Genomic DNA, 504 nt, shown 5'->3' on the forward strand with positions numbered 1-504 from the left:
CGGCCGAACTGGTCGATGACCAGGACGCCGAGGAGGATCTCGACGGGAAGAAGCCGGCCGAACTGAAGAAGATCGCCGCCGAAGAGGGTGTCGACCTTGGCGATGCCAAGGCCGCCCCGGACATGATCGCCGCAATCCGCGCTCACCGCGCGGCGGAATAAGGAGCCACCGCCATGAAGAATTATCTCGCCCCGGGCGTCAATGACAGTGACATGGTCGCCCCGTACAACCTGACCAGCGGTCAAGGTTTCCTCGATGGCGTCGAGTTCGCCGTCGCCTCCAACGACGCGCTTAGCGGCGCCTCGGTGGTTGGCGTCACCAGCGGCGTCTGGACGCTTCCCAAGGCCGCGGTCGCAATCACCCGCAAGACGAAGGCCTATTGGGACAATACTGCGCGCCTGGTGACGAACGTCTCCGCGAGCAACACCCAGATCGGCGTGTTTCAGAAGGCCGCCCAGTCGGGCGACGCCACGGTCGCCGTCAAGCTGCGCTGGGTCGCGTAAC

The 504-nt window shown here is 65.1% G+C and carries 1 protein-coding gene; it reads left to right on the plus strand.

Features of this window, described 5'->3' with window-relative positions:
* Positions 1-173 precede the first annotated feature (173 nt).
* On the plus strand, positions 174-503 hold the full coding sequence (locus AC1DZC_RS20495; RefSeq protein ID WP_477044577.1) for a DUF2190 family protein: 330 nt from the start codon (positions 174-176) through the stop codon (positions 501-503).
* Position 504: the final 1 nt, after the last annotated feature.

It is taken from the genome of Cellulomonas sp. P2_B4 (assembly GCF_056404795.1).

Coding starts and splice junctions, on each gene's coding strand:
- AC1DZC_RS20495 (WP_477044577.1), top strand. CDS start 174: ATGAAGAATTATCTCGCCCCGGGCGTCAATGACAGTGACATGGTCGCC.